General features: G+C 36.3%; 18 protein-coding genes. 13 read left to right on the top strand and 5 right to left on the bottom strand.

Annotated features, from left to right (window positions below; genetic code table 11):
- The first annotated feature begins 7 nt into the window (after nt 1-7).
- The 7 genes from gatB to HZY91_RS07810 all read left to right on the top strand — a co-directional run bounded on the left by gatB (nt 8) and on the right by HZY91_RS07810 (nt 9038).
- Nucleotides 8-1438, top strand: coding sequence for an Asp-tRNA(Asn)/Glu-tRNA(Gln) amidotransferase subunit GatB (gene gatB / locus HZY91_RS07840; protein ID WP_197115727.1), 1431 nt, complete (start codon nt 8-10; stop codon nt 1436-1438).
- 250 nt (nt 1439-1688) lie between these two features.
- Nucleotides 1689-2564 (top strand): YitT family protein, encoded by an 876-nt coding sequence (locus HZY91_RS07835; protein WP_197115726.1) that lies wholly within the window; start codon nt 1689-1691, stop codon nt 2562-2564.
- Nucleotides 2565-2593: 29 nt separating this feature from the next.
- Entirely contained in the window at nt 2594-3226 is a 633-nt protein-coding gene (locus tag HZY91_RS07830; protein ID WP_197115725.1) for a DUF1054 family protein, read from the top strand.
- A 244-nt stretch (nt 3227-3470) separates the two neighbouring features.
- Nucleotides 3471-5141 (top strand): class I adenylate-forming enzyme family protein, encoded by a 1671-nt coding sequence (locus HZY91_RS07825; protein ID WP_197115724.1) that lies wholly within the window; start codon nt 3471-3473, stop codon nt 5139-5141.
- Nucleotides 5141-7384 carry a 3-hydroxyacyl-CoA dehydrogenase/enoyl-CoA hydratase family protein gene (locus HZY91_RS07820; RefSeq protein WP_197115723.1) on the top strand — a complete coding sequence of 748 codons (2244 nt, stop codon included), beginning with the start codon at nt 5141-5143 and terminating at the stop codon, nt 7382-7384. The genes HZY91_RS07825 and HZY91_RS07820 overlap by 1 nt, the downstream gene beginning before the upstream one ends.
- Before the next feature lie 10 nt (nt 7385-7394).
- Nucleotides 7395-8618: a thiolase family protein gene (locus HZY91_RS07815; RefSeq protein ID WP_197115722.1), complete on the top strand. Its 1224-nt coding sequence runs from the start codon at nt 7395-7397 to the stop codon at nt 8616-8618.
- Between the two features lie 54 nt (nt 8619-8672).
- On the top strand, nt 8673-9038 hold the full coding sequence (locus HZY91_RS07810; RefSeq protein WP_197115721.1) for a YccF domain-containing protein: 366 nt from the start codon (nt 8673-8675) through the stop codon (nt 9036-9038).
- Between the two features lie 70 nt (nt 9039-9108).
- Here the strand turns inward: HZY91_RS07810 and HZY91_RS07805 are convergent, their stop codons facing one another.
- The 3 genes from HZY91_RS07805 to HZY91_RS07795 all read right to left on the bottom strand — a co-directional run bounded on the left by HZY91_RS07805 (nt 9109) and on the right by HZY91_RS07795 (nt 12575).
- Nucleotides 9109-10074, bottom strand: a complete 966-nt coding sequence (locus tag HZY91_RS07805; RefSeq protein ID WP_197115720.1) for an L-threonine 3-dehydrogenase — start codon at nt 10072-10074, stop codon at nt 9109-9111.
- Between the two features lie 31 nt (nt 10075-10105).
- On the bottom strand, nt 10106-11296 hold the full coding sequence (locus tag HZY91_RS07800; protein WP_197115719.1) for a glycine C-acetyltransferase: 1191 nt from the start codon (nt 11294-11296) through the stop codon (nt 10106-10108).
- 73 nt (nt 11297-11369) lie between these two features.
- Entirely contained in the window at nt 11370-12575 is a 1206-nt protein-coding gene (locus HZY91_RS07795) for a dicarboxylate/amino acid:cation symporter (RefSeq protein ID WP_197115718.1), read from the bottom strand.
- 388 nt (nt 12576-12963) lie between these two features.
- On the opposite strand from HZY91_RS07795, the gene HZY91_RS07790 reads away from it, so the two are divergent.
- Nucleotides 12964-13686: a FadR/GntR family transcriptional regulator gene (locus HZY91_RS07790; RefSeq protein WP_197115717.1), complete on the top strand. Its 723-nt coding sequence runs from the start codon at nt 12964-12966 to the stop codon at nt 13684-13686.
- Nucleotides 13687-13719: 33 nt separating this feature from the next.
- Here HZY91_RS07790 and uvrC read toward each other — a convergent pair whose 3' ends face one another.
- Both uvrC and HZY91_RS07780 read right to left on the bottom strand, forming a co-directional pair.
- Entirely contained in the window at nt 13720-15534 is a 1815-nt protein-coding gene (uvrC, locus tag HZY91_RS07785) for an excinuclease ABC subunit UvrC (RefSeq protein ID WP_197115716.1), read from the bottom strand.
- Between the two features lie 19 nt (nt 15535-15553).
- Nucleotides 15554-15877, bottom strand: coding sequence for a hypothetical protein (locus HZY91_RS07780; protein WP_197115715.1), 324 nt, complete (start codon nt 15875-15877; stop codon nt 15554-15556).
- 134 nt (nt 15878-16011) lie between these two features.
- On the opposite strand from HZY91_RS07780, the gene HZY91_RS07775 reads away from it, so the two are divergent.
- The 5 genes from HZY91_RS07775 (at nt 16012) to HZY91_RS07755 (ending at nt 21741) form a co-directional block, all read left to right on the top strand.
- Nucleotides 16012-17715, top strand: coding sequence for a M3 family oligoendopeptidase (locus HZY91_RS07775; protein WP_197115714.1), 1704 nt, complete (start codon nt 16012-16014; stop codon nt 17713-17715).
- Nucleotides 17716-17741: 26 nt separating this feature from the next.
- Complete coding sequence (locus HZY91_RS07770) at nt 17742-18752, top strand: Gfo/Idh/MocA family protein (protein WP_197115713.1); 1011 nt, start codon at nt 17742-17744, stop codon at nt 18750-18752.
- A 67-nt stretch (nt 18753-18819) separates the two neighbouring features.
- Nucleotides 18820-20100, top strand: coding sequence for a DEAD/DEAH box helicase (locus HZY91_RS07765; RefSeq protein WP_197115712.1), 1281 nt, complete (start codon nt 18820-18822; stop codon nt 20098-20100).
- 105 nt (nt 20101-20205) lie between these two features.
- Nucleotides 20206-21348 carry a glycosyltransferase family 4 protein gene (locus HZY91_RS07760; RefSeq protein WP_197115711.1) on the top strand — a complete coding sequence of 381 codons (1143 nt, stop codon included), beginning with the start codon at nt 20206-20208 and terminating at the stop codon, nt 21346-21348.
- Nucleotides 21349-21498: 150 nt separating this feature from the next.
- On the top strand, nt 21499-21741 hold the full coding sequence (locus HZY91_RS07755; protein WP_197115710.1) for a GlsB/YeaQ/YmgE family stress response membrane protein: 243 nt from the start codon (nt 21499-21501) through the stop codon (nt 21739-21741).
- Nucleotides 21742-21764 lie beyond the last annotated feature (23 nt).

The following is a 21764-nucleotide window of genomic DNA, read 5'->3' as shown; positions in this document are numbered from 1 at the left end:
GAAAAAGATGAATTTTGAAACTGTAATTGGATTAGAAGTCCACGTTGAATTAAAGACGAACTCTAAGATTTTTTCATCATCTCCTGTTGGTTTTGGATCAGCTCCAAATGCGAATACTAATGAGAAAGATTGGGCTTATCCAGGTGTTTTACCAACTGGTAATCGTAAGGCGATTGAATATGGAATGAAAGCGTCATTAGCGTTAAATTGTCAAGTAGCTAAGCAAATGAAGTTTGATCGTAAGAATTATTTCTATCCTGATAGCCCAGCGGCTTATCAGATTTCACAATTAGATCAACCAGTCGGATCAAATGGTTATCTTGATGTTGAAATAGAAGGTGAAACTCGTCGTATTCGAATTGAGAGAGTTCATTTAGAAGAAGATGCGGGAAAAAATACACACGGAACAGATGGGTATTCATATGTCGATTTAAATCGGCAAGGAACACCCTTAATTGAAATTGTGACGGAAGCAGATATTCGTTCCCCTCAAGAAGCCTATGCTTTTTTAGAAGCTTTACGTGAGCGAATTATGTATACGGGTGTATCTGATGTGAAGATGGAAGAAGGATCATTGCGCTGTGATGGAAATATATCGCTTAGACCTTTTGGCCAAGAAGAGTTTGGAACTAAGACAGAAATCAAGAATTTGAATTCTTTTAACTACGTTCGCAAAGGGTTAGAGTATGAAGAGAAGCGTCAAGCCAATATTTTACGTTCTGGAGGCAAAATAACTCAAGAAACACGTCGTTATGATGAGAAAACAGGGCAGACAATTCTTATGAGGGGTAAAGAAGGAGCGGCTGATTATCGATATTTCCCAGAACCAGATATTCCACCAATGACGATTAGTCAAGAGTGGGTTGATCGTGTAAAATTGGAAATTCCAGAAATGCCTGAAATTAGACGAGCTCGCTATATTAAAGAGTATGATTTACCTGAATATGATGCGATGGTTCTTACTTTGCAAAAAGAAATATCCGACTTCTTTGATGCAACAATCTTAGAAGGAGCAGATCCTAAACAAGCATCAAACTGGTTAATGGGTGAAGTTTCAGCCTATTTAAATTCTGAACAGATTCAACTTACTGATATCGGACTAACACCTGTTAATCTAGCTCAAATGATACGATTAATTGATGAAGGAACAATTTCTTCGAAAATCGCTAAACAACTCTTCAAAATCCTAGCTAAGGAAGGTGGAGATGCGGCTACTATTGTTGAAGAAAGGGGAATGGCTCAGCTGTCCGATCCAGCTAAGTTACAACCGATCATTGATGAAATTGTTGAAGGTGATCCAAAATCAGTTGAAGATTATAAAAATGGTAAAGATCGGGCTTTAGGATTCTTTGTTGGACAAGTTATGAAACAAACAAGAGGCAAAGCTAATCCACAGGTAGTTAACCAATTAATCTTGGATAAATTGGAAAAGATGTAATTAGATCAATTCAGAGTAGTGATTATGAGTTATAAATAGTCACTACTCTTTTTGAGTGGAGAATAATTTTATCAAATATGTGGTTAAGCAAGTTAAGAGAGTTGAGAATATGACGACTATTTTTAGAATAAAATGAAAAAAATATGATAAATAGAGAACTTGAGTTAGATAAAAACGTTAACATCTTAATCCGTTCAACTTCTTTATTCTGATATAATAGTAATATTGAGATAGAGAGGGAAGTGCTTAGATGAAAAAAATTGCAAAATCAATTGTAATGACTTTAGTAGGAACTATGTTAGTTGCAATTTCAATAAATATGGTTTCTTTACCCAATGAATTAGGAGAAGGTGGAGTGACCGGTTTTACCCTCTTTCTTCATTATACACTGAATTTTAATATTCCGATGACAGCTTTTGTGGCGAATCTTATTTTATTAATATTGGGCTGGAAGTTATTAGATAAAATGACGATTATTTACACCTTAATTTCAGTTGTGGCTTTGTCTTTTTATTTAGCACATATTCATGTACCCGCTTTTACACCTGACAATCAAATAACAGCTCCTTTAGTAACTGGCGTATTGATGGGTTCAGGGTTAGGAATTGTCATTAGAGGTGGTGGATCGACTGGTGGAACCGATATTATAGCTTTAATTATAAATAAATTTCTTGGAATCAGTGTTTCGAATGCTTTGTTAATAACCGATGCAATCATCGTGACCTCGCTTATTTTTGTGATTGGTTTAGAAAAAGGCGTTATTTCTATTATAGGAATTTTGTTGACAAGCAGAATTTTGAATTTTTGGATTACAGGATACAATCCTAAAAATGCTATTTTTGTTATCTCTGAACATTATGAAGAGATTGGAAAAGAGATTGTGGAGAATGTTAAACGAGGTGTTACCGTATTTAATGGCTATGGATTTTATTCGGGTAATGATCGTAAGATACTTTATATTGTGGTTTCCAATCGGCAGTTGATGGCAGTTCAGCGAATTATTCGTCGTTTAGATCCAAAGGCTTTTATGGCTGTAAATGCAATTCAGCAGGTTGATGGCGAAGGCTTTACTTTTATGCCAGAAGCTAATCCAAACCTTTATCCTGAATCTTCAGTAGTAGAATAGACCATTGTGAATAGATTTGAGGGATTAATTTGAAAAATAAAATAATAATAGATGAAGAAGTATTTAAAATATTTGAAATAGAAGATCTTCAAATTTGTATGAAAGGAATTCGAGAAATCATTCACCCAATCTGGCAACATTATGGTGGGGAAATTTCAAATCAACTTGTGACAGATTCGAAGTTAGAGCCCCCCATACCCGTTCATTTAGCCCAACATCGCCGAAGAAGTGTCTATGCGCCTGAAAGTACTTGGGTAGCAATTGGCGGAAATACCAGAGGATATAAAAAATTTCCACACTTTCAAATTCTTATTAATGTTCAGTATGTATTTGTAGGACTTGCTTTAATCGATAATCCACTTTATGAAAAAGAAATTGCTGCAAAATGGCAGAAAAAAGCTGGGAGCTTTCAAGAATTAGCGGATGATTTTGTCGTAATACCTGATCATACTCAACTTTATTATATTGAACAATCTGCTGTTGATTATCAAGAAATTTTTGAACGATTAATCAAAGTAAAAAAGGCAGAATTCATGTTAGGCCGTAAAGAGGATAGAGGAAGTAAGATACTTTCCAATGAAAAGTTGTTCTCTGAATGGATAGAGGAGACGATTAAAGTGTTAATTCCATTTTATTTTGAAAGTCTATCTTTTTATAAATAGTTAAAGGTCAGTAGTGTAAAGCTACTGTCTTTTTTTTGAATGAATTTATAAATTAAATAGAGAATGATTCAAGTTAAATCGTTTATGGCTGAAAAGCTGAAAATTATTTTTAGTTAAGCAAAATATGAAAAAGGAAGGCTATATTCTCAAAAAAACCAGATGTTTATATATTGTGAAAAACGATGTAAAAGGACTGATTATATGGTAAAATGTTTGTGAAAATATTTATAAAGGAGTTGTTCAAATGTCGTTAGATGTTCATTCGTTGTATAATCGTAAACGTAATCATCGTTGGGATCGAGTTAGTGTGGGAGATATGTTAGAGAGAGTTTCCTTAGGAAATCCAAATCAAGAAGCCATTGTGGCCTGGAAAGGAGCTTTTGCTTACCCGGAATATGAGCGTGTAAGTTATCATGAAGCAGATAATCTCGCTAACCAATTTGCCAATGCTTTACTTAAAGCAGGATTAAATAGAGGAGATCGGATTTTTTTCTTTTGTGATAATTCTGTTGAAGCTTATCTAGCAAAAGTAGGAGTTGCTAAAGCAGGCATGGTGAATGTGCCAGTGAATACTATGCTCGCTGATGATGTATTAGAATATATCCTTGATTTAACAGAGCCCGAAATGATTATTGTCGATGATGAACATCTTAACCGAGTTCAAAAAGTCGTAGAGAGAAAACAAATTAATATTGATGTGGTGATTCCGGTTAAAGGAAATATTAAGTTCAATGAATGCTCTTTTAAGAACTTTATTAAGGATATTTCAAAAGAGTCACCTGAGATAGAAATTCATGGGGACGATATTTGGGAAATATTGTTTACATCTGGCACTACTTCTATGCCGAAAGGTGTGATGATTTCGCATCATTATACATATTTTGCAGCCTATAACTATGGAATGAAATTAGGGACCTCTCTATTTGGAGAGTGGCAATATAAAGTGATCTCTTTTTTGCCTGCGATTTATCATGTAGCGGATCAAACTTTGCCAGGATCTGCTTTTTTAACAGGTGGAACGTTTATTATGGGGCGCAACTACAATATTAACGATCTTTGTCAAGCTATTAGTCAGGAAAAGCCAACAGCACTCTGGGCAGGTTCTGCAGCAATGGTATACGATCTTGTTGATCATTATCATAGCAATTGCTATTCTTTAAACTTTTCTTCATTAACTTCAATTTTGTATGGATATGCAGCATTGGAGCCTAAATATCACGATGCTTTAAAAGAAATATGTGGCCATCACGTAAATATTTTTGAATCGTTTGCGCAAACTGAAGCAATAGCAGGTTATCGTTTTCCACATGATCGGTATCCTGCAATTTATCGAAAGTTTGCACCTTTTGAAAATTATGTAGGAATCCCAGATCCAAGTTTGGCAGCGGTGATTGTAGATGAGCATGATCAAATTATCAATGAACCTTATGAACAGGGCGAAATTGTCTACCGTTCTCCAATTAATTTTTCAGGTTATTATAAAGATCAAAAAGCAACTGAGCAAGCAATACGAAATGGATGGTTCCATTCGGGAGATCGTGGAATGTATGATGAGAATGGCTTGGTAGTTATGGTAGATCGGATAAAAAATATGATTAAGACTGGGGGAGAGAGTGTCTCAACATTAAGAGTAGAATCGATTCTTAGTTCTCACCCTTCTGTTAAAAGAGCAGCAGTCATTGGAATAAAAGATGAAAAATGGGATGAAATGGTAGTAGCGATTGTTGTGTTAAAAGAAGGAGAAGTAATAAGTGAAGAGGTACTCATTCAATTTTGCCGTCAGGAGCTCGCAGGATATGAAACTCCTAAGCGAATTTTCTTTAGAAGTTCCTTACCTGAAACAGTTGCTGGAAAAGTGATGAAATTCCAATTAGCCGGTGAATATCGCCAATTAATAGAGAAAGAGAGACAATAATGAATATTCATAGAGTCAGTGTCCTTGGATCGGGGAGCATGGGGAGACAAATTGCTGCGTATTTGATTAATATGGGGTTATCCGTAAACTTGATAAATATGACCGCTCAGAGTCCTGAAGAGCTCCCTTTAGAACCACTTGATTATATACGAAATCCTAAAAATCAATTATTATTTCGTCCGAGTTCTATTTCACAGATCAATTATTTGCATTTTAGCCAAGCTGAACAAGCCCTCAAAAACAGTGATATGCTTATTGAAACAATAGTAGAGGATTTAGAAATTAAGAAAAAGTTATTTAAATCTTTGACTAGAATTGTTTCGGCGAAAACAATCTTAGCGAGTAATACATCCAGTCTGTCCATTAATACGTTGTCAGAAGTTTTATCAAGTCAACAGAGAAAGTTTTTTATTGGCTTACATTTTTTTACTCCAGTGCATTCGAGTCGTATGGTGGAGTTGATTGCTAATAAGGAAACCGATAAGAGCGTCTTGGCTGAGGTAGAAGTTTTTGTGAAAGAGATTTTAAATAAAGAAGTTATCAAAGCAAAAGATGTCACAGGCTTTTTGGCTAATCGAATTGGTTTTTACGCTAATCATGAAATTATGGCCCGAGGAGAAGCTAAGAAGTGGCCAATTCCAATGATTGATGCAATTTCCGGTGCTTATATTGGTCGCAGTAAAATGGGGCCTTACCGCTTAAGCGATTTAACAGGAATTGATGTATCAGCTGCTGCGTTTAATTATTACAGTAAGGATGAAAGAGAGCGCTTGTTCTTTCAGAAAAGGTCTCTTCCTGATTTGTTATTAGCTCATCAATATTTAGGTGATAAAACAAATGGAGGTTATTATAAGAAAAAACAAAATCAGCGCTACTTTTTTAATGGTGAGACGGAAAATTATGAATCATTTGTTTTTCCAGAATTGGATATCTTTAATCACTTAAAGTCTAAGAAAGCTCAGGATAATTTTGAAGTGATCTTTAACTCAGAAGATAAAATTGGAACGTTTATGTGGGAATCGATTAGGAATGTGATGTACTATGCAGCGATCAATGTAGGATATGCTTGCGATTCTTATCAAGATATAGATAAGGCTATGGTATGGGGATATAACTGGCAGTGGGGACCTTTTGAAATCTGGGATTTGATGGGCTATGAACGCGTAAAAAAAAGAATAGAAGATGAAGTGGGGCCCTTGCCTAAATGGATTCAAGAAAGAGGACAGGCTTTTTATTCCAAACAATGTGAACCGCAGTCTGTCAAACTGCGAGATGATTTGATAGATAGCGTTATTTGGGATCATGATCAACAAAGTCAGTTTGTTAAGACTTCTGAGCAGGTATTACTTCTTATAATTTGTACACCCAAATCTGTTATTACACCTGGCTTAATGGAAGATATCATACTAGCTATCGATTATTTGCAGACTAATGCGGTAAAAGGAATGGTCGTAGCAAATCTACAAAAAAATTTTTCTGTGGGTTTTGATATTCATACCATGCAGAATATGAATCATTTGCAATTACAAAAGAGTTTAAACATGGGACAGAAAATGGTTACTAAATTAAAACATAGTTCTAAGCCGATAGTAACTGCAATCCATGGCCATGTTTTAGGAGGGGGGGCAGAAATAGCTCTGTTCTCTCCTAAAGTAGTCGCTGCAGCGGATACTTTTATTGGATTAACAGAAGTGGGAGTAGGCTTGATTCCAGGTGGTGGAGGCTTAACAGAACTAGCAGATCGAGTTTACCGTAGTCACATGTCACGTTATGAAACAAAGCGAGAACTGTTCTCTGATTTTCTAACAGTTGCTTATGGGAAAGTTTCTAAAAATGCTTATGATGCTCTTAACTTGGGACTACTAAGGCAGACTGATCGAATCGTGCGAAGAAAGCAAGATGTATTACGCTCGGCTATTGCGGAGGTAGAATTCTTAGCTAAGTATGGCTATATAGGAGAAGGCAGCATGGAATATGCGGTTCTAGGGAGTGACTTTAAGGCCATTATAGAGGGACAATTAAGAAATTGGTTATCAGGAGGCTTTGCTACTGAGCACGATTGTGTCATTGCGCGTTCAATCGCAGATGTTTTGGCTGGAGGAAATGTTCCACTTGGAACGATTGTAAATCAAAAATATTTATTAGAAATAGAAAAAGAACAATTTATGGCTCTATGGAATCATCCAAAAACTCAAGAAAGAATGACATTTTGGATGAAAAATAGACGGCCTTTACATAATTAGGGGGGATATTATGGAAGAAGCGTATATTGTAGCTTACGGGAGATCCCCTATAGGTAAAGGACGTCAAGGGGGAGCTTACTATTATGAGCGTCCAGAAGATATTGCGGCACAAGTACTAAAAGGGGTTATTGCCAGGGTCGGATCATCCTTTGAAAGCCAAATGATTGAGGATATTGTGGTGGGATGCTCGATACCAGAAAACATGCAAGGAATGAATATAGGCAGGCGTATCGCTTTACGTGCAGGACTGAGTGAGCAAATCCCTGGTCAAACCGTTAATCGCTTTTGTGCTTCAGGTCTTCAAGCAATTGCGATCGCTTCGAATGCCATCATGGCAAAGCAAGCCGATATTCTGGTAGCAGGTGGAGTAGAATTTTTAAGTACAACAACATTTAATAATCCAGAGATGACCAATAATTTATTTTTAGAGGAAAATGGAAGACACCTTTCCACTTCGATGGGATTGACTGCTGAAAATTTAGCAGAAAAGTACTGCATTAGTCAAGCCGATCAAGATCAATTTGCTGTTGAAAGCCATCGAAAAGCTTATCATGCTCAAGTTAATGGGCGATTTGAGGATGAAATTATTCCCGTTCAAGTAAAAAATGTAAAATTTCATGAAGGTCGGCCGTATGTGACTGAAATGACATTTAAAGAAGACCAAGGAATCCGCTCTGATACCAATCGGGATCAATTAAAAAAGTTGCCCAATGTTTTTAAACAGGGAGGAACAGTAACAGCAGCTACATCATCACAAATTTCCGATGGGGCAAGTTTTGTCGTCCTAATGTCTTCAAGTAAGGCAAAAGAATTGGGGATTCAACCTATTGCAAAGTTTATGGGGTATAAAGTGGTGGGAGTTGAACCTGATATGATGGGGATAGGTCCAGCATATGCGATACCTAAAGTTTTAGACTTGGTAGGCTTAAACATAGAAGACATTGATCTAATAGAATTGAATGAGGCTTTTGCTGCTCAAGCGCTGGCAGTGATTAAACATTTAGGTTTGAATCAGAATATTATTAATCCGAATGGTGGAGCGATTGCCTTAGGACATCCTAATGGTGCAACGGGCTCTATTTTAACGGCTCGCTTGTTAGCTGAAATGAGGAAGCAATCACAAAGTAAATATGGAATGGTTACAATGTGCATTGGCGGTGGGATGGGAGCGGCTGCTGTCTTTGAATATATAAGGCATAAATCGGACTTAAATGGGGCTTATGACCGAGGTTAACTCCTCTTTTGAATCGTAATATATTCATATGTTAGAGGGAAAGGGAGGATGACAGTGTCCTGTTTAGGAAATCTTATTTGGTTTTTATTTGGTGGAGTGTGGAATGGATTAGGCTGGTTATTGATAGGAGTTCTGTGGTCATTAACGATTGTAGGGTTTCCGATTGGGCGACAGTGTTTTAAACTTGCTAAGATGTCATTCTTCCCTTTTGGGAAAAAAATAATCTACCACGATTCAAGTGCATCATTAATTCTGAATATTGTATGGTTGGTTTTTGGAGGAATCGAATTAGCGATGGTGCATATTCTAAGTGCTTTAATTTTAGCTTTAACGATTGTGGGAATTCCTTTTGCCAAACAGCAACTAAAATTAGCTCAACTAGCCTTATTACCTTTTGGTGCAGAAATTATTAAGCAATAGAAAATACCGACCTGACTTACGTCAGGTCGGTATTTTTATAAAAGTAATTATTGAGTAACGAAGATCGATATTAACCTTCAAAAGGAATATTTAATTTTTCAGATAAATTTTTCAACATATCGAGAGACATCGCATCTAAGTCATAATCTGTATGGAAGCCCCATTCTTCTTTAGCACAACTGATATCTAAGGAATTTGGCCAAGATTCAGCGATCCCTTGACGAAGAGGATCTACATCGTAATCCATTTCAAAAGTTGGGATATATTTTTTTATAGAAGCAGCAATTTCCTCAGGGTCAAAACTCATGGCACTAACATTGTAAGCGTTACGGTTAACTAGCTTATCTCCGTCTGCTTCCATTAATTGAATGAGGCAACCGATAGCGTCAGGCATATACATCATATCCATATGGGTTCCTTTGTCAATAAATGAAGTATATTTACCAGATTTTAAAGCTTCATAGTATATTTCAACAGCATAGTCTGTTGTTCCCCCACCAGGTAGGGCTGCGTAAGAGATGATGCCAGGGAAACGAACAGCGCGAGTATCAACTCCATATTTATGATGATAGTAATCGCAAAGTAGTTCACTGGCTACTTTAGCCACTCCGTACATGGTAGTTGGACGCTGAATGGTAACTTGTGGTGTGTTATCTAATGGAGTTGAAGGGCCAAATGCTGCAATAGAAGAGATGTTTAATACTTTACAATTATGATCTTTAGCAATTTCTAAAGTATTAATAACACCCCCAACATTGACATTCCAGCATACCATTGGTTTTGCTTCTCCAACAGCTGATAGGACACCGGCTAAATTAAAGATTGTATCGACATTGTATTTTTCAACTAAAGCTCGGTAGGCATCAACATCTAGCACATCCAATTTTTCAAAAATACCTTCATTACAAACTTTTGAATCCGGATTTTCATTTAGGTCAGTAGCGATTACGTTGTCAATCCCATAATCCTCACGTAGTTTAATGACTAAGTCAGAGCCAACTTGCCCAAGGGATCCTGTAACTAAAATTTTTGTCATAATTAACCTTCTTTCTTGTTCTATCAAGCGATTAAATAATGCCTAGTTCTTTTCCAACTTTTTCATAGATAGCAAGTGCACGATCTAATTGATCTTTAGTATGAGCAGCAGAAGGCATATTACGAACTCGTCCTGTTCCACGAGGAACTGTTGGGAAGACAATTGATTTAGCATAAACGCCTTCTTCGCGTAAGCGTGTTGAGAATTGTTGTGTTAAATTCTCATCACCAACAATACAAGGAGTAATTGGACTTTCAGAATGACCGATGTTAAAACCAAGATTTACTAAACCTTGTTTTAGGTAATCTGCATTATCCCATAGTTTGGTTACCGGCTCATCGGAAGTCATTAACTTTTCAACACCAGCTTTTGCAGCGGCTGCGGCACCAGGTGTTAATGAAGTCGAGAATAAGAATGGACGACCACGAACTTTTAACCAGTCAATGAGAACTTGTTTACCAGCTACATAGCCACCTACAACTCCAAGACCTTTAGATAAAGTTCCCATTTGGATATCTACTCGATCTGATAAGCCGAAGTGTTTTACAGTCCCTGCTCCTTTACCCATTACACCTGAACCATGCGCATCATCCACATAAGTGATAATGTCAAATTCCTCACAAATATCAATACTTTGGTCTAATTTGGCAACATCTCCATCCATAGAGAAGACACCATCAGTAATATACATGATTTTCTCATAGAGACCAGATTCAACTGCTTCTTTGGCTTTAGCACGTAAATCTTCCATATCTTGATGCTTAACACGTATGATCTTAGCACCTGACAGACGACAACCATCAATAATTGAAGCATGGTTTAATTCATCAGACAGAATAGCATCTTTTTTAGTCATAACAGCTGGGATAGCACCCATATTAGAGTTGAATCCTGATTGGAAAGCAATTGTGGCTTCAGTTTTTTTGAATTTAGCTAAGGTTGCTTCTAATTCATTGTGAATTTTAAGTGTTCCGTTAATGGTACGAACTGCTCCTGCTCCTACACCGTATTCTTCTGTTGCCTTATTTGCAGCTGCAATTAAATCTGGATCAGTAGCAAAGCCTAAGTAGTTATTTGAAGATAGGTTGATTACTTTTTTTCCTTCAATTGAAATTTCAGGACCGTTTGCTTCATCAAGAGTATCAATTTGATTATATAGACCTTTATCCCTCAAATCTTGAAGACTTTCTTCAAGGACTTTTACTAAATTTTTTGATGTCATAAAAATTTCCTTTCTTTTGTTAAACCAGTGAGACATGTTAGATTTATTATAACTCTTTTTTTATGCGCTTACATCATTTATTCCATTTTTTATGGAAATGGTCAACAAGAATCGCTATTGCATTATCTCCAGAAACATTGGCTGCTGTACCGAATGAATCTTGGGTAATATATAAACTGATCATAAGCTGTTGCATCGCATCCGTGGCAATGCCAACCATCGGTAGGAATGGTAAGGCTGACATGATGGCTCCACCTGGAGCCCCAGGAGCAGCGACCATTGCAACACCTAAAACCATGATAAAGCTAATGATGGTGACAAAGTTATAAGGAATGCTATACATCATTAAGACAGCTATTGAGCAACTGGTAATTGTAATCATTGAACCTGCTAAGTGAATCGTAGCACATAAAGGAACCACGAAATTTCCGATAGTTTCAGACACACCATTTTGACGTGAACATTCAACATTGACGGGAATAGTGGCAGCAGAAGATTGAGTACCTAGTGCTGTCATATAACCGGCAATTTGGTTTTTGATACAAGCAAATGGATTTTTACCAGCCAAACCTCCAAAGACGATGAACATTAAAGAAACGTATATCAGATGGAGAGCTATTACAATAATGAATACACGCCAGAAGACGGATAAAATTGAAAAGACTGCTCCGGAATAAGATAGATTAGCAAAGTTTCCTAGAATATAGAACGGTAGAATTGGAACAATTACAAGCTCAAGGACCTTCATGATAATCTTTTCGAAGCCTGAGAAAACATTATATATTGATAATCCTTCTTCTGGATATTTACCTTTGAGCCAAGAAATACCAAGCCCCATCATAAAGGCAAAGATAATAGCGGCTGTGACATCGAACATCGGAGTAAGGGGAATTTCAAAGAAAGCTTCGAGGCCTTCTCCAGCATCCGTGACTTTTTCAATCGTTTCAGAAGTAATGAACATTGGAAATAGAAGATTAGCAACTACATAAGCGATTGAACCTCCAATTAAGGTAGAGGTATAAGAGATTCCGACGGTTACGCCTAATAGCTTACCAGCACCTTCAGTTAAATCAGAAATTCCTTTAACAACTAAACCAACAATCATCAATGGAATAATAAAATTCAAAAAACTTGAAAAAAGTCCAGAAAATGTAACTAATACACGAATAAATGCTTCTGGCACAAAGCTGATTTGTCCAATGATAACCCCAACAACGATTGCGATAATGATACGGGGTACTAACCCTAAAGTGAACCCCTTTTTATTAGATAAAGACATATTAACCTCCAGTATATTTGGGATTTAAGTAAAAGCGTCACATAAATATAAATAACTTTCTATGCAGCACAGATGGAAATGAAAACTATCTGGCTAAAGCGTTATTTACTAAATCTTGCATGGAGTTGTGTGAGTTTCACCGCCTTTCTCCCCATTATAAGGGGGCACAACTATAATTAGCCCGCACTGTAACCCTTTACAATATAAGGTGAGAAATTAAGCCTTTTTCACCACTTGTAAGTTGTCATACAGGTTATGCGTTTACTCTAACAATAATGAAAGCGCTTGTCAATGCTTGAAATGATTTTGTTAAAATTTAAATCATTCTGTTTTTGTTTAAGCTTATGTTATGATGAAACATGTTAAGAAGATAATGAGGAGACTTATTATGGTACATAAAATTGAAAAGATCAATGTTGCTCATGAAGTGATGGGACACTTAATTGATCAGATATTATCTGGAGAAATAAAAGCAGGAGAGAAATTTCCTAGTGAGAATGAATTAGCGGAATCTTTTGGGGTGAGTCGATTAACCATTAGAACGGCATTAACCAAGTTAGAGACTTTAGGATTGATTGAAACAAAAGTAGGAAAAGGATCATATGTCAAAGAACGTAAGTTTGCGAATATTATGGCTTTTCCAAGTCAGATACTCTCCCAATATACGGAATTGTATCCTTATGTGAAAGAGTTTAGAATTGAGATTGAGCAGATCTGTGTTGCTCATGTAATTGATCGAGCAAGTGATGAGGAATTGTTGCAATTTAGTCGTTTGGCTGATCAAATGATGGAAGCTGCTAAAGCGAATGATGTTGAGCGGTTTAATCAAATAGATTATCAATTTCATTATTGTTTAATTGAGATGTCGGGAAATCCTCTTTATCGCTTAGTATATGCAACGATTAAAGGATTAATCACTCAGGTGAGTGTTTTGCACGTGAATTATATGATTAATAATCTTGAAAATGGGCTCGTTAAAGCAGCGCTGATTCATTGTGAATTAGTCGATTTAGTGATAGCGCGTGACAAAGCAGCAGCTATAGAAAATGTTGCCAATTTGCTCTTTGTTTCTCATGACATTGATCCTACCGATATTCATTTAAATAAATAAACTTCTCTCATTGAGAGAAGTTTATTTTTCTTTTCATTGTAATTTATTTAAAATTCTTTTGGCAACCGGGCGAGTAATACCCAAGGCACGTAAATCTTCTAGGCTTGCCTCTTTGATTTTGTGGAGCGATTTAAAATGCTTGAGTAATTTAGTGCGTGTGGCTGGTCCTACGCCTTCGATAGAATCTAGCTGAGAACCGAATTGATTTTTGGATCGAACTTGACGATGATAGGAAATCGCATACCGATGAACTTCCTCTTGGACTCTTTGGATAAAATGGAAGGCTTGTGAATGAGGATTCATTTCAACCATTTCTTCTTTGTAGCCATCGATTAAGGCTGCTGTTTTATGTTTATCATTTTTGACCATACCTGCAACAGGGATTGCCAGACCTAATTCATTCTCCAAGACATCACGAGCAGCTCTTGTTTGAATAATACCACCATCCATAAGAATTAAATCTGGGAGCGCCTTATTTTCTTTCAGTAATCTGGTGTAGCGCCGTCGAATGATTTCTTGAGTATGAGCGAACTCATTGCTTCCCTCAACCGTTTTGATTTTATATTTCCGATAGTTTTTTCGATCTGGTTTACCCTCTTGATAAACCACCATTCCAGAAACAGAATGAGTTCCGTGAATATTAGAGTGGTCAAAAGATTCAATGTAATTTGCTTGTGGAATGTTTAGTAGATCAGCTAACTCTTCAACAGCTTTAATGGTTTTGCGAGTACTTAATTCTATTAATCGGAACTTTTCATCTAGCGATAATTTAGCATTCTTTTCACATAGTTCAAGTAGACTTCTCTTTTTACCCCTAAGAGGTGTCTGAACAGGAACATTAAAGATTTCTTCTAGTACTTTTTTGTCAACATCAGAAGGAGTAAGAATGGCTTTAGGCATAATATGATTTTGTTCGGTATAGAATCGAGCGATATAAGTGGTAACTTCCTCTTCGGGAGCTTTCTCGCTATAGGTTGGATACATGGCAGCTTTTCGTTTTAGAATAGAACCTTGACGAAGCATAAAAACTTGGATGGAAAGCCAGCCTCGATCATAGTAGTAATTAAAGACATCTAAGTTATCGTAATCTTGGCTCATGATGTGTTGTTTTTCAACAGTTGTCTCAATATAGTCAATTTGATCACGGTAGTCAGCAGCTTGCTCAAATTCTAACTTTTCAGCGGCACTTAACATTTTTTGTTTAAGTTCAGTTTTAATAGCAGAAACATCGCCATTGAAGAATCGCTTTATATTGGTGATTTGTGCTTGATAGATTTCAGGCTGAATGGGGTGATCACAGCAGCCGATACATTGTCCAATATGGTAATAGAAACAAGCTCTCTTTTCATTTTTACCACATCGTCTTAAAGGGTATACTTTATGAAGTAATTGTTGAGTAGAAGTAGCGGCATTTACATTAGGAAATGGACCAAAGTAAAGGCCACCATCTTTGAGTACTTTATTTGTGATAATAAGTTGGGGGTCTTTTTCTCGAGTGATTTTGAGATAGGGATACATGGTTCCGTCTTTTAGTTTGATATTATAGATCGGTTTATATTTTTGAATTAAATTAATTTCCAGAATCAACGCTTCTTTATTACTGTTAGTGACAATGGTTTCAAAATAGTGGATTTCAGAGACTAGTTTAGTGGTCTTTGTATCATGAGCTCCTCTAAAGTATGAGCGCACACGGTTTTTTAAGTTTTTGGCTTTTCCAACATATATAATTTCATTTTGTGCATTTTTCATTAAATAACAGCCAGGAAGATCAGGTAGAATTGCTAATTTTTTTTCGATTTGGGCTTTATTTGGAGTTGAAATTTCATTTGAAAAAGGTTCTTTTGTCATAATAACCTCCCTGTTTAAATTAAGTGTTTTTACGTTTGGGATATTTGTGGATATGGTTCAGTTCTTTGATTTTGGATTTACTTTCAATCAAATATTTTTCAATAATTAATTGTTTTCGCTGATTATAATGACCAAATATAACAATTTGGTCATCTTTTGAAACATCTAACATGAAAGTTAAAGCTTTCCTAGCGATTATTGCAGTGATTTCTTGGCCTATTAAAAGAGGTGGGTTAAGAGGGTGGTCAAGTAATTTCAGTTTAAATAAGACCAGGGTTGGTTGGCTGGCCTTAATAATTTTTTGGTAGGTAACCTGTCCTTTAAATTGAACTTTTTCTTCCATAAAGATGTATCCTTTTTTCCCTTTATAAACACGTTTATTATAACAAATTCTTTATTAAAAGTTTAGAAAATGATCAGTCCTTTCTGAATCGACCTATGCTATACTATGCTTACAGATAATTAAGGAGTGAGATCATGACATTTAATGAATATGAATATCAACGTCCGGATATGCAAGAGGTGCAAGCGACATTTACAGCGCAAGTCAAAAGAATCCGAGAGGCGAATGATAATGAAGAAGCTTTATCAGCAATTAAAAAAGTGCAAGAATTGCAAAGAGAGATCGAAACAGCTTCTACTTTAACTTCAATTCGTCACTCGGTAGATACACGAGACGATTTTTATGAGAAGGAAACAGATTTTTGGGATGAGCAGACTCCTATTATTGAAGAGTGGGTTAGTGAATATTATCGTGCTGTGTTAGAGTCCCCATTGCGAGAACAAATTGAGCAGCATTTGCCACATACCTTTTTCTTATTAGCTGAAAACCAATTAAAAATTTTCTCAAGTGAAATTATTCCGTTGTTACAACAAGAGAATCGTTTGGTATCAGAGTATGGTAAGCTGAAAGCTTCTGCTGAGATTGAATATCAAGGGAAAACTTATAATTTGTCAAGTATAGCTGCTTTTACTCAGTCAGCTGATCGCAAAGAGCGTCAAGAAACGTCAGAACTAATTACTGATTGGTACCAGGCTCACTTAGAAGAGTTTGATCGTATTTATGATCAACTGGTTAAAACTCGTGATCAGATTGCTAAAGAACTTGGCTTCAAAGATTTTGTAGAGGTGGGCTATGCTAGAATGGCTCGTTTAGATTACGATCGCTCAGATGTTGAAGTTTATCGTCAAGAAGTTCAAAAAAATGTGGTTCCACTAGCTCAACAATTAATACAGCGTCAAAAAGAGCGATTGGCATATAAGGATCTACAATATTTTGATTTAGCATTGCAATTTCCTAACGGTAACCCTAAACCTGAAGGAAGTTCAGAAGAAATCGTTAGACAGGCTGTGAAAATGTATCATGAATTATCACCCGAAACGGGCGAATTTATTGATTTCATGGTAGATAACGGATTGCTGGATTTAGAGTCTAAAGCAGGGAAAAACTCAGGCGGATACTGTACGTATATCCCAAATTTCGATGCACCTTTTATTTTTGCTAATTTTAACGGAACTGCTGGAGATGTTGAGGTTTTAACGCATGAGGCTGGCCATGCTTTTCAAGTCTATCAATCACGATGGATAGAAACACCAGAAGCTGTTTGGCCGACATTAGAGTCATGTGAAATTCACTCAATGTCAATGGAGTTTCTAACGTGGCCATGGATGAAAGGATTCTTTGGTGCAGAAATCGAGAAGTTTAAATATCAACACTTAGCTAATGCCATTTTATTTATACCTTACGGTGTTCTAGTAGATCACTTTCAACATGAAGTATATGAACATCCTGAAATGACTCCTCAAGAACGACGTCAAACCTGGCGGCGTTTAGAGAAAGTTTATAATCCATGGAAAAACTATGATACGAATCCTTTTTATGAAGAGGGAGGCTGGTGGTTTAAACAACTTCATATCTTTACCTCTCCTTTCTACTATATTGATTATACACTTGCGCAAGTATGTGCTTTTCAATTTTGGAAGAGAAGTCAAATTGATCATGATCCCAACACGTGGCATGATTATTTGTCAATCTGTAAAGCAGGAGGAACTAAAACTTTTACTGAAATTGTAGAGTTAGCAGGTTTGAATTCACCTTTTAAAGAAGGAAGCTTGCAGGGGACGCTTGATAGTATTAACCAATATTTAACTAATATTGATGAAGAACAATTAAAAAATTAGATATTTAAAGTGGAAAGGAATTTACCATGCTAAATTATGCCACCATTGGTAGTTCGTGGATTACGAAGCAAATGATTCAAGCAGCAAAATTAACGCAACGTTATCATTTGAAAGCCGTGTATTCAAGGCATGTTGATACGGCAAAACATTTTGCTAAAGAACATCAAGCAGATTATTATACCAATGAGCTTAACAATATTTTATTTGATCCTGAAATTCATGTCATTTATATTGCAAGTCCCAATTCACTTCATGCTCAACAAGCTCTTCAAGCAGTTCAGGCTGGCAAGCATGTAATTGTTGAGAAGCCTATCTTTACCTCTTCTGCTCAATGGTATGAAGTTTATGATGCAGCAGATAGCCATCAAGTATATGTTTTTGAAGCAGTCAAGCATTATCACAGTCGGAATTATAGCCGATTGCGGCCTCTTATTAAACAAAAGCTGCAAGAGAATACTCATCCTTTTGTGGGGGCTAACTTTAATATAGGGAGATATTCGTCACGCTTTGATACATATATTGAAGCAAGAGAAAACCAATGGGAACCACCGAATGTATTTAATTCTGAATTTCATGGAGGTTCTTTGATGGATTTAGGGATTTATCCCTTATATATTGCGGTCGATTTATTTGGGATGCCGAAGTCAGTACGTTATCATGCAATTGATGACGAGAATCAAATTGATCTCTATGGAAATGTTGTCTTGGTCTATCCAAAGGGACAAGTTTCTATCTTTGTCTCTCAGGCCGCTCAATCACAGTTACCAAGCGAGATTTATATTGGTGAAGAAACATTTGTTATTCAAGATATTTCGCGAATTACTAAAGCAAAGTTGATCAATCGATATGATGAACAAGTCCAATTGGTTGATTATCAGCCAGCTAATCCAATGTATGATGAGTTGTTGACTTTTGCTGAGATGATTGAAAACACCAAGAACGTTCATAGAGAGATTCGTTATGAAAATTGGCGACAGCTTTCTTTACAAGTGACACAGATTTTAGAATTGCTCAGACAATCAGCAAAGTTGTATTAATGGATATGAGTCTAACGGTTAAAGGTTTTCGACCTTTAACCGTTCTATTTATCAGGAGGAGTAATATATGATTGAAAAATTACCTCAGGAACTTAGAGAAATTTGGAATAAAAATGGATTTAAAAAACCAAGTTTAATTCAAGAAAGAGTTTTTGAATATTTATTGACACAGCGATCTTTAATAGCGATCTCACCTACTGGTACAGGGAAGACATTAGCTTATCTTCTGCCCTTATTGGTAAATGTAGAGGCCAATAATCAATTACAAGTTATTATTTTCGCCCCTTCTCAAGAACTTGCCCAGCAAATCTATGTTGTGACTGATGAATGGGCATCTGCAGTCGGAATAAAGTGTCAGAGTTTAATTGGTGGAGCGAATAAGAAGCGTCAAATTGAACGATTGAAAGAGAAACCAGAAATTGTAGTGGCCACTCCTGGTCGTTTTCTGGAATTAATAAAGCAAACAGCTAAGTTAAAAGTTCATTCTGTTAAAACAGTTGTCTATGATGAAGCCGATTATTTATTTGCAGATCGTAGTCAAACTCTTAAAGAAATTGAAATAATTGAAGAAAGTTTAATGCGGGATATTCATCGAGTTTATTTTTCTGCTACAAAAAATGACGATTTGGAACGTTATTTGTATGGTCGGATAGAGAACCTTTCTTTAGTAGAAGTCAGAAGTGAAGAAGTAGAGGGACAAACAAAGCATTATCTGGTTGAAACATCGAATCGAGAAAAAGTAATGCAGCTCCGCCGGTTATCGCAACTTGAAGATATGCAGGCAATCGTTTTTTTTGAACAAATAAATGAACTGGAAATGGTTGCAGCCAAATTATTGTATGAAGGATTAGGGATATCTGTTCTTCACAGCCAAGTTTCTAATACAGAGCGACAATTGGCTCTAGCAATGTTTGAACAGAAAAAAACGCAGTTTTTACTTACAACCGACTTAGCGTCAAGAGGTTTGGATCTAACGGATGTTCCTTATATTATTCACTTTAATAGGGTTCAAGATCAGAATACCTATTTGCATCGTTCAGGCCGAACGGGTCGGATGGGAAAAGAAGGGACCGTTATTTCTCTGGTTAATCAGCAAGAGGCACGAGATTTATTGAAAATTTTGCAGAACAGTCCGATTGAATTAGAGACACGCATTATTTATGGACGAAAATTATTGAAAGAAAAACCGATCATTGAAATGCCCGCAGAACAAATACTGGCTTCAAATAAAAAATTTAATAAAAATCAGTTTGCAAAACCAGCAAAAAAGAGAAACCCAAAAAAGAAAAAGCAACGCTATGCAAGGAAGAAGAACATTGGGATGCCACGTAAAGATAACAAAGACTAATTTACAAAATCTTTACATAAACTTTACAATATATCATCATATTTCATATATAATAAGGAAGTAGCGTTAAATGATCGAGGATGATATGAATGAAGGGGTAATGGAATGAGAATTTTAATTGCAACTGAAACATTTGTACCGGCCACTGATGGGATATGCACGCGTCTAGCGCATATGACAGTTATTATGAAAGAATTGGGGCATGAACTATTGATTGTTTCCCCAGATCTTGGCATAAGAGAACATCGCGGAATTCCTGTTAAGACAATGGATACCTTTACGTTTCCACTTTATAAGTCACGTCCGTGGGGACTCCCATCAAGAAAAATGAAAACGATCATAGAAGACTTTAACCCTGATATCGTTCATGCGGTCAATCCCTTTTTGATGGCCACATCGGCTGTCAAATATGCCAAACGAATGGGAATCCCTTTGATTGCATCTTATCACACACATGTGCCTGATTATTTGGATCATTACCATTTACCATTACTTAAACCGGTTCTTTGGGATTATATTCGATACTGGCACCAATCTGCAGATTATAATATTACTGTTTCGGAAAGTCTAAAAGAAGAATTGCTGAAAGAACAAATTAGTGTTCAAGGGGTTTTGCCACGAGGAATTGATCTAGATCTTCGACATCCCAAATATCAATGCCCTGAATTATATCATCGATGGACTTTTGGTTTAAACGATCAAAAATTATTAGTTTATGTGGGGCGTTTAGCAGCAGAGAAGGATTTGGACCAACTTGTAGAAATTTTTAAGTATCGTGATGATGTTTGCTTAGCGATTGTCGGAGATGGTCCTGCAAGATCAGAATTAGAAGAAGTGTTTGCAGGAACCAAAACAACTTTTACTGGCTTCTTAAATGGAGAAGATTTATCCAGAGCATATGCAACGGGGGATGCTTTTATTTTTCCATCTATATCTGAAACATTTGGGCTTGTGATTTCAGAATCGATGGCTTCCGGTACTCCTGTTATTGCAGCAGAAAACGGCCCCACACTCGAGCAGATTAAAGTTGGGGAAACGGGAGAAATTTTTAAGTCTAAAAACACGGAATCATTAATGGATGCTTTAAGAATTTTAGACAGTCCATTAAAATTGCAACAAATGGGATTGAAAGCACGAAAAGAAGCAGAAAAATATTCTTGGGAACATGCAACACGAACGTTATTAAATTATTATGACGAAACCATTGATCAAGTAGAGGGAAGTAATCAGACACTGGTCAATTACTAAACAGCTATACTTGATAAGCTTTCTTTTGTTTTTATTTTAATGAAGTCAATGTAGATATATTCGGTGAGCATATTACTGGTCAGAAAGCTTAGGATGTTTTATAATTAGGACATAGTTGAGATAATTATTTTTAAGAAAGAAGGTAAAATTATGGGAATCATTTTAACATTAATTGTAGGTGGAATTATTGGTTGGTTAGCTGGTGTTATTTTAGGTAAAGACATTCCTGGTGGAGTAATTGGGAATATTATTGCAGGTATGTTAGGATCTTGGTTGGGAGGACAATTCTTCTCCTTTGGTCCAGTGATGGCAGATATTGCTATTTTCCCTGCTTTAATTGGTTCAATTTTATTGATTATGATTGTATCCTTTATCTTAAAACAAACAAGATAAATTCGAGCACTTTAAAAAAAACA

This window comes from Facklamia lactis (assembly GCF_015863205.1).
Taxonomy (GTDB): Bacteria; Bacillota; Bacilli; order Lactobacillales; family Aerococcaceae; genus Facklamia; species Facklamia lactis.
The sequence above is the reverse complement of the archived record's forward strand: the minus strand, read 5'-3'. Positions and strand labels throughout refer to the sequence as shown.